This window comes from Azospirillum formosense (assembly GCF_013340925.1).
GTDB lineage: Bacteria > Pseudomonadota > Alphaproteobacteria > Azospirillales > Azospirillaceae > Azospirillum > Azospirillum formosense.
Window position 1 is genome coordinate 1 of sequence record NZ_WHOR01000301.1, and the last position, 6,438, is coordinate 6,438.

8 protein-coding genes and 1 tRNA gene are annotated in these 6,438 nt (G+C 69.8%); 8 read left to right on the forward strand and 1 reads right to left on the reverse strand.

The window, feature by feature from the left end:
- The 4 genes from GBZ26_RS25520 to GBZ26_RS25535 all read left to right on the forward strand — a co-directional run.
- A partial coding sequence (locus GBZ26_RS25520) for a branched-chain amino acid ABC transporter permease (protein ID WP_174441242.1) occupies positions 1-921 on the forward strand: 921 nt, incomplete at its 5' end.
- Positions 918-1,676: an ABC transporter ATP-binding protein gene (locus tag GBZ26_RS25525; protein ID WP_343207177.1), complete on the forward strand. Its 759-nt coding sequence runs from the start codon at positions 918-920 to the stop codon at positions 1,674-1,676. The genes GBZ26_RS25520 and GBZ26_RS25525, both read left to right, overlap by 4 nt.
- On the forward strand, positions 1,676-2,377 hold the full coding sequence (locus tag GBZ26_RS25530; protein WP_174441244.1) for an ABC transporter ATP-binding protein: 702 nt from the start codon (positions 1,676-1,678) through the stop codon (positions 2,375-2,377). The genes GBZ26_RS25525 and GBZ26_RS25530 overlap by 1 nt, the downstream gene beginning before the upstream one ends.
- A complete protein-coding gene (locus GBZ26_RS25535) occupies positions 2,367-3,209 on the forward strand; it encodes an alpha/beta hydrolase (protein ID WP_174441245.1) in 843 nt (280 codons plus the stop codon). The genes GBZ26_RS25530 and GBZ26_RS25535 overlap by 11 nt, the downstream gene beginning before the upstream one ends.
- 79 nt (positions 3,210-3,288) lie before the next feature.
- Here GBZ26_RS25535 and GBZ26_RS25540 read toward each other — a convergent pair.
- A tRNA-Ser gene (locus GBZ26_RS25540) sits at positions 3,289-3,378 on the reverse strand.
- Positions 3,379-3,587: 209 nt separating this feature from the next.
- On the opposite strand from GBZ26_RS25540, the gene rplU reads away from it, so the two are divergent.
- The 4 genes from rplU to proB form a co-directional block, all read left to right on the forward strand.
- Positions 3,588-3,905: a 50S ribosomal protein L21 gene (rplU, locus tag GBZ26_RS25545; protein ID WP_014239459.1), complete on the forward strand. Its 318-nt coding sequence runs from the start codon at positions 3,588-3,590 to the stop codon at positions 3,903-3,905.
- A gap of 33 nt (positions 3,906-3,938) precedes the next feature.
- Positions 3,939-4,217: a 50S ribosomal protein L27 gene (gene rpmA, locus GBZ26_RS25550; RefSeq protein ID WP_174441246.1), complete on the forward strand. Its 279-nt coding sequence runs from the start codon at positions 3,939-3,941 to the stop codon at positions 4,215-4,217.
- A 146-nt stretch (positions 4,218-4,363) separates the two neighbouring features.
- A complete protein-coding gene (gene obgE, locus GBZ26_RS25555) occupies positions 4,364-5,593 on the forward strand; it encodes a GTPase ObgE (RefSeq protein ID WP_174441247.1) in 1,230 nt (409 codons plus the stop codon).
- Positions 5,526-6,438, forward strand: a 913-nt coding sequence (proB, locus tag GBZ26_RS25560; protein ID WP_425599365.1) for a glutamate 5-kinase, incomplete at its 3' end; no start/stop codon positions are given. The genes obgE and proB, both read left to right, overlap by 68 nt.

A 6,438-nucleotide genomic window follows, 5' to 3' on the forward strand; every position in this document is an offset into this window, starting at 1 on the left:
TGGATGGGGGAGCCCTTCTACGTGCGGCTGGCGACGCGCATCCTGGTCTTCGCCCTGGCGGCGGTCAGCCTCGACCTGATCCTGGGATTAGGCGGGATGGTCAGCTTCGGCCACGCCGCCTTCGTCGGGATCGGCGGCTACGCCGTCGGCATCCTGTTCGCCCACCAGGCGGACGGATCGACGCTGTTCGGCTTTCCCGGCACGGTGAACGGGTTGATCGTCTGGCCGCTGGCCATGCTGGCCGGGGCGCTGGCGGCGCTGCCGGTGGGGGCGATCTCGCTGCGCACCACCGGCGTGCCCTTCATCATGATCACGCTGGCCTTCGCCCAGATGCTGTTCTACCTGATGACCGGGCTGAAGGCCTATGGCGGGGACGACGGCATCGCGCTGTGGAGCCGCTCCACCCTGCCCGCCCCGCTGAACATCACCGACCACACCACCTTCTATTACGTGGTGCTCGGTCTTCTGGTGGCGGCGCTGGTCCTGGGCTGGCGGCTGGTCAACTCCCGCTTCGGGCGGGTGATCCGCGGCGCCAAGGACAACGAGCGGCGGATGGCCGCCCTCGGCTACCCGGTCACCCGCTACAAGCTCGCCGCCTTCGTCATCGCCGGGGCGCTGGCCGGGCTGGCCGGGGCGCTGCTCGCCAACGCCACCATGTTCGTCGGGCCGCAGTATCTGCATTGGAGCCGTTCGGGCGATCTGATCGTGATGGTCGTGCTGGGCGGCATCGGCACGCTGATCGGCCCGGTGCTGGGCGCCGCCGCGCTGCTGCTGCTGGAGGAATTCGTGCCGGAGCTGATGGACCTCGCCCACGCCGGGCTGGGCGAGCATTGGAAGATCGTGCTGGGGCCGGTGCTGATCCTGCTGGTGCTGTACGCCCGCAAAGGGTTGTGGGGCGTCGTCACCGGGAGGCGCCCGTGAGCGACCCCCTGCTGAGCACAAACGGGCTGGTCAAGCGCTTCGGCGGTCTGGCCGCCACCGACGGCCTCTCGCTGTCCGTCGCGGAGGGCGAGCTGCACGCCCTGATCGGCCCGAACGGGGCCGGCAAGACCACCCTGATCGGCCAGCTGTCGGGGGAGCTGACCCCCGATTCCGGGACCATCCTGTTCGACGGGCGCGACGTGACCGGCCTGCCCGTGCACAAGCGGGCGCAGCGCGGGCTGGCGCGCAGCTTCCAGATCACCTCGATCTTCCCCAGCTTCACCGCGCTGGACAACGTGGCGCTGGCGGTGCAGGCCCACGCCGGGCACAGCTTCCGCTTCTGGCGCGACGCCGCGCGCGACCGGCGGCTGGCCGATCCCGCCCGTGCGGTGCTGGAGCGGGTCGGGCTGGGGGCGCGGGCCGACACCCGCGCCGACGCGCTGGCCCATGGCGAGAAGCGGCAGCTCGAACTGGCGATGGCCCTGGCCACCGGGCCGCGGCTGCTCCTGCTCGACGAGCCGATGGCCGGCATGGGACCGGAGGACTCCGCCCGCATGGTCGAACTGCTGCAGGAGCTGAAGGGCGGCGTGACGATCCTGCTGGTGGAGCACGACATGGACGCCGTCTTCGCGCTGGCCGACCGCATCACCGTGCTGGTGCGCGGCAAGGACCTCGCCAGCGGCACCCCGGCGCAGATCCGCAACGACCCGGCGGTGCGCGAGGCCTATCTGGGCGACGAGCTGGAGGTGGCCTGATGCTGCGCGTCGCCAACCTGACCGCCGCCTACGGCTCCAGCCAGGCGCTGTTCGGCATGGAGCTGTCCGTCGACGCCGGCGAGGCGGTGACCCTGATGGGCCGCAACGGCATGGGCAAGACGACGACCATCAAGGCCATCATGGGCCTCGTGCCGCCGACCGGCGGCTCCATCGCCTTCGAGGGGGCGGAGATCGCCGGCCGGCCGCCGCACCGCATCGCGCGGGCCGGCATCGCCCTGGTGCCGGAGGGGCGGCAGGTCTTCCCCACCCTGACCGTGCGCGAGAACCTGATCGCCACCGCCGCCAACCGCTTCGCGCGGCGCGATCCCTGGACGGTGGAGCGGGTGCACGCCCTGTTCCCCCGGCTGGCCGAGCGCGCCGGCAACCTCGCCCGCAACCTGTCGGGCGGGGAGCAGCAGATGCTCGCCGTCGGGCGCGCCCTGATGACCAACCCCAAGCTGCTGATCCTCGACGAGGCGACGGAGGGGCTGGCCCCGCTGGTCCGGCAGGAGATCTGGGACTGCCTCGCCCGCCTGAAGGGCGAGGGGCAGGCAATCCTGGTGGTGGACAAGAACGTCCACGCCCTCGCCGCCCTGGCCGACCGCCATCACGTCATCGAGAAGGGGCGGCTGGTGTGGTCCGGCAGTTCCGCCGCCCTGCTCGCCGACCCCACGTTGAAGGAGCGCTATCTTGGCGTCTGAACCCCTATACTCCGGCATGACCGCCGCCGAGATCGACCGCCAGTACAATTTCCGCAAGCTGGTGCCGGAGCACCCGGCCTATTTCGCCCGCTGGCAGGCGGAGAGCGAGGCGGTGCGCGCGCGGCTGGACGGCCGCTATGACATTCCCACCGGCCCGCACCCGCGCCAGCGCGCCGACGTCTTCCCCGCCGGGGAGGGGGCGCCGGTGCTGGTCTTCATCCATGGCGGCTACTGGCGCGCCCTGTCGAAGGACCAGCATTCCTTCATCGCCGCTCCCTATGTGGAGCGCGGTGTGGCGGTCGTCCTGCTCGGCTACGGCCTGTGCCCGGACGTGACGATGGACGAGCTGTGCGGCCACGCCCAGGCCGGGCTGGACTGGGTGTTCGACAACGCGGCCGGCTTCGGCGGCGATCCGCGGCGGGTGGTGGTGTCCGGCCATTCGGCGGGCGGCCACCTGACAGCCAAGCTGGTCTCGGAGAATCGCGACCGCGTGGCCGGGGGCATTCCGATCAGCGGCCTCTACGACCTGGAGCCGATGCTCGGCTTCGAGGTGAACGAGCAGCTGCGGCTCGATCCCGACTCGGCGCGGCGGCTGAGCCCGATCCACGCCGTTCCCGCCCCCGCCCCGCTGCTGATGCCGGCGCTGGGCGGTCTTGAGACCGACGCCATGCATCGCCAGCAGGCCGACTACGCCCTGGCCTGGGCGGCGCAGGGCAACGCGGTGCGGGAGATCGTGGAGCCGGGCGCCGACCATTTCAGCGTGGTCGACCGCTTCGCCGAACCGGGCAGCCTGCTGTTCGAGGCGGCGCTGGCAATGCTCAAGAACCGCTGAGGAACGCCCCAGGCGGGAAACGAAAAAAGCCTTCCCGGTCGGGAAGGCTTCTTCGTGTGAGCGTTCGCTCGAATGAGAGTGGCGGATGGGGGGAGATTCGAACTCCCGATACCCTTGCGGGTATGCCGCATTTCGAGTGCGGTGCATTCAACCGCTCTGCCACCCATCCGCTGCCCCGTTTCCGGGGTGGCGCGGAACCTACCCAAAAGCCCGGGGGGATGCAAGCCCTTGTTTGCAGGAAAATGAACGGGAAAATGCCACCATGCCTGTTGACTCCCGGTGGCCCATCGGTTAAATCCCCGCTCTCACGAACGGGCTTGCACCTCAAACGGTGGGCGAGCGGCCCTTCCGTTTGTTTTGAGATAGGCAGTGACGACGATGTTTGCAGTGATCCGCACCGGCGGCAAGCAGTACAAGGTCGCCAATGGCGACGTGATCCGCGTTGAGAAGCTCGAGGCCGAGGCCGGCGCTTCCATCACGCTCAACGACGTGCTGATGGTCAGCGACGGCGGCAGCACCACCCTTGGCACCCCGACGGTTGCCGGCGCTGCTGTGACCGCCGAGATCGTCGCCCAGGATCGCGGTCCGAAGATCATCGTCTTCAAGAAGAAGCGCCGCCAGAACTACCGCCGTAAGAACGGCCACCGCCAGGACCTGACCGTCCTGCGCATCACCGGGATCAACGGCGCCGCCTGAACGGCCGCCGACCAGTCACAGGAGTAACTCCCCATGGCCCATAAAAAAGCAGGCGGTTCTTCGCGCAACGGCCGCGATTCCGCTGGCCGCCGCCTCGGCGTGAAGCGTTTCGGTGGCGAGAACGTCGTCGCCGGCAACATCATCGTCCGCCAGCGCGGCACGAAGTTCCACCCCGGTGAGAACGTCGGCATCGGCAAGGACCACACCCTGTTCGCCAAGATGGACGGCGTGGTGGCCTTCAAGCACAGCGCCCAGGGGCGCACCTACGTCGCCATCGAGGCGGTCGAGGTCCCGGCGGTCGCGGCCGAGTAATCTCGTCCGGCCCGTACGGTGTGTTGGAATGATCGGGGGTTCGGGCAACCGGCCCCCGATTTTCTTTTGTTGATGGTGTGGTCACCGCCCCCTTCCCTCGGTTGGAGGACGGTGCGCAAACGGTAGATTGGCCGGCACGGTCCCCGATGAAGTTCCTCGATCAAGCCAAGGTGTATCTGAAAAGCGGCGACGGCGGCCCCGGCGCCATCGCCTTCCGCCGCGAGAAGTTCATCGAGTACGGCGGACCGGACGGCGGCAACGGCGGCCGTGGCGGCGACGTCGTGATCGAGGTCGTGAACGGCCTCAACACGCTGATCGACTACCGCTACAAGCAGCATTTCAAGGCGCAGCGCGGCAACCACGGCATGGGCGCCAACCGCAACGGCGCCAGGGGCGAGGACGTGGTCCTGCGCGTGCCGGTCGGCACCCAGATCCTGGACGAGGATCAGGAGACCGTGCTGCTCGACCTGACGGAGCCCGGCCAGCGCGTCGTCTTCCTGAAGGGCGGCGACGGCGGCTTCGGCAACGCCCATTACAAGACCCCGACCAACCGCGCCCCGCGCAAGTCGCACCCCGGCTGGCCGGGCGAGGAGCGCTGGGTCTGGCTGCGGCTGAAGCTGATCGCCGACACCGGCCTGCTCGGCCTGCCCAACGCCGGCAAGTCCACCTTCCTGGCCGCAACCACGGCGGCGCGCCCGAAGATCGCCGACTACCCCTTCACCACGCTGGCCCCCAACCTGGGCGTCGTCCGCGCCGGTGACGAGGAATTCGTCATCGCCGACATCCCCGGCCTGATCGAGGGCGCGCACGAGGGGCATGGGCTCGGCGACCGCTTCCTCGGCCATGTGGAGCGCACCCGCGTGCTGCTCCACCTGATCGACGGCACGGCGGAGGATGTGGTCCAGTCCTACACCACCATCCGCAACGAGCTGGTCGCCTACGGCGGCAACCTCGCCGACAAGCTGGAGATCGTCGGGCTGAACAAGGCCGACGCCCTGCTCGACGAGGAGATTGCGGAGAAGAAGGCCGCGCTGGAGGCGGCCTCGGGCGCGGAGGTGATGGTTCTGTCCGGCGCCACCGGCCAGGGCGTCCAGGCGGTGCTTTACCGCTTGCTCACGCTCATCAAACAGTCCAAGGAAGAGGAGCCCGACGTCATCCAGGCTCCGGTCACGCGCTCCATCCCCCGGCCTCCGGTGGGCCAGAAGATGGACGACGAGTATGCGGGCTGGAACGAGGAGACGGGCGAGTACGACGATCTCCCCGAAGAGGCGGACAGCGACTCCGACTCGGATGGGGATGACTGGGACGATGAAGGCGACGATGACGGTGACGACACCGAACACAGCGGCAACGGCGACGACAACGCCAAAGGCTGAGACCCTCTCCCTGCTCCCCACGTTGCTCGAGGCGCGGCGGCTGGTCGTCAAGATCGGCTCCGCCCTGCTCGTCGACAGCGCCACCGGCCGGATGCGCCGCGAGTGGCTGGACGCGCTGGCCGACGACGTGGCCGCCTGCCGCAAGCGCGGCCAGGAGGTGGTGATCGTCACCTCCGGCGCCGTCGCCTGCGGGCGTGAGCATCTCGGCCTCGTCGGGCGCGCCCTGCGGCTGGAGGAGAAGCAGGCCGCCGCCGCCACCGGCCAGATCCGGCTCGCCGCCGCCTATCAGGAAACGCTGGCCCGCCACGGCCTGACCGTCGCCCAGGTGCTGGTGACGCTGGAGGACACCGAGGAGCGCCGCCGCCACCTCAACGGCCGCGCCACCATCGACACGCTGCTGAAGCTGGGCGCCGTCCCCGTCATCAACGAGAACGACACGGTCGCCACCGCGGAGATCCGCTTCGGCGACAACGACCGTCTGGCCGCCCGCGTCGCCCAGATGATCAGCGCCGACACGCTGGTCCTGCTGTCGGACATCGACGGCCTCTACACCGCCGACCCGCGCAAGGACCCCGACGCCCGGCACATCCCGGTCGTCCAGGAACTGACCTCCGACATCGAGAACATGGCGGGCGAACCGCCGCCCGGCTACAGCTCCGGCGGCATGGTGACCAAGATCGTCGCCGCCCGCGTGGCGCTGGCCGCCGGCTGCCGCCTGGGCGCCGCCCACGGGCAGGGGATGACACCGCTTGGCGCGCTGGGGGGGCGGGCCCGGCACGGCGGGGCCCCGCACACGCCGGTGCTCTTTCCAAACCTGCGCGCCCCATGCCCTCTCCAGCTGCGCG

What these genes read in the sequence shown, in the direction of transcription:
- rplU (WP_014239459.1), top strand. Translation starts at nt 3,588, where the DNA reads ATGTTTGCAGTGATCCGCACCGGCGGCAAGCAGTACAAGGTCGCCAAT.
- obgE (WP_174441247.1), top strand. Translation starts at nt 4,364, where the DNA reads ATGAAGTTCCTCGATCAAGCCAAGGTGTATCTGAAAAGCGGCGACGGC.
- rpmA (WP_174441246.1), top strand. Translation starts at nt 3,939, where the DNA reads ATGGCCCATAAAAAAGCAGGCGGTTCTTCGCGCAACGGCCGCGATTCC.
- GBZ26_RS25530 (WP_174441244.1), top strand. Translation starts at nt 1,676, where the DNA reads ATGCTGCGCGTCGCCAACCTGACCGCCGCCTACGGCTCCAGCCAGGCG.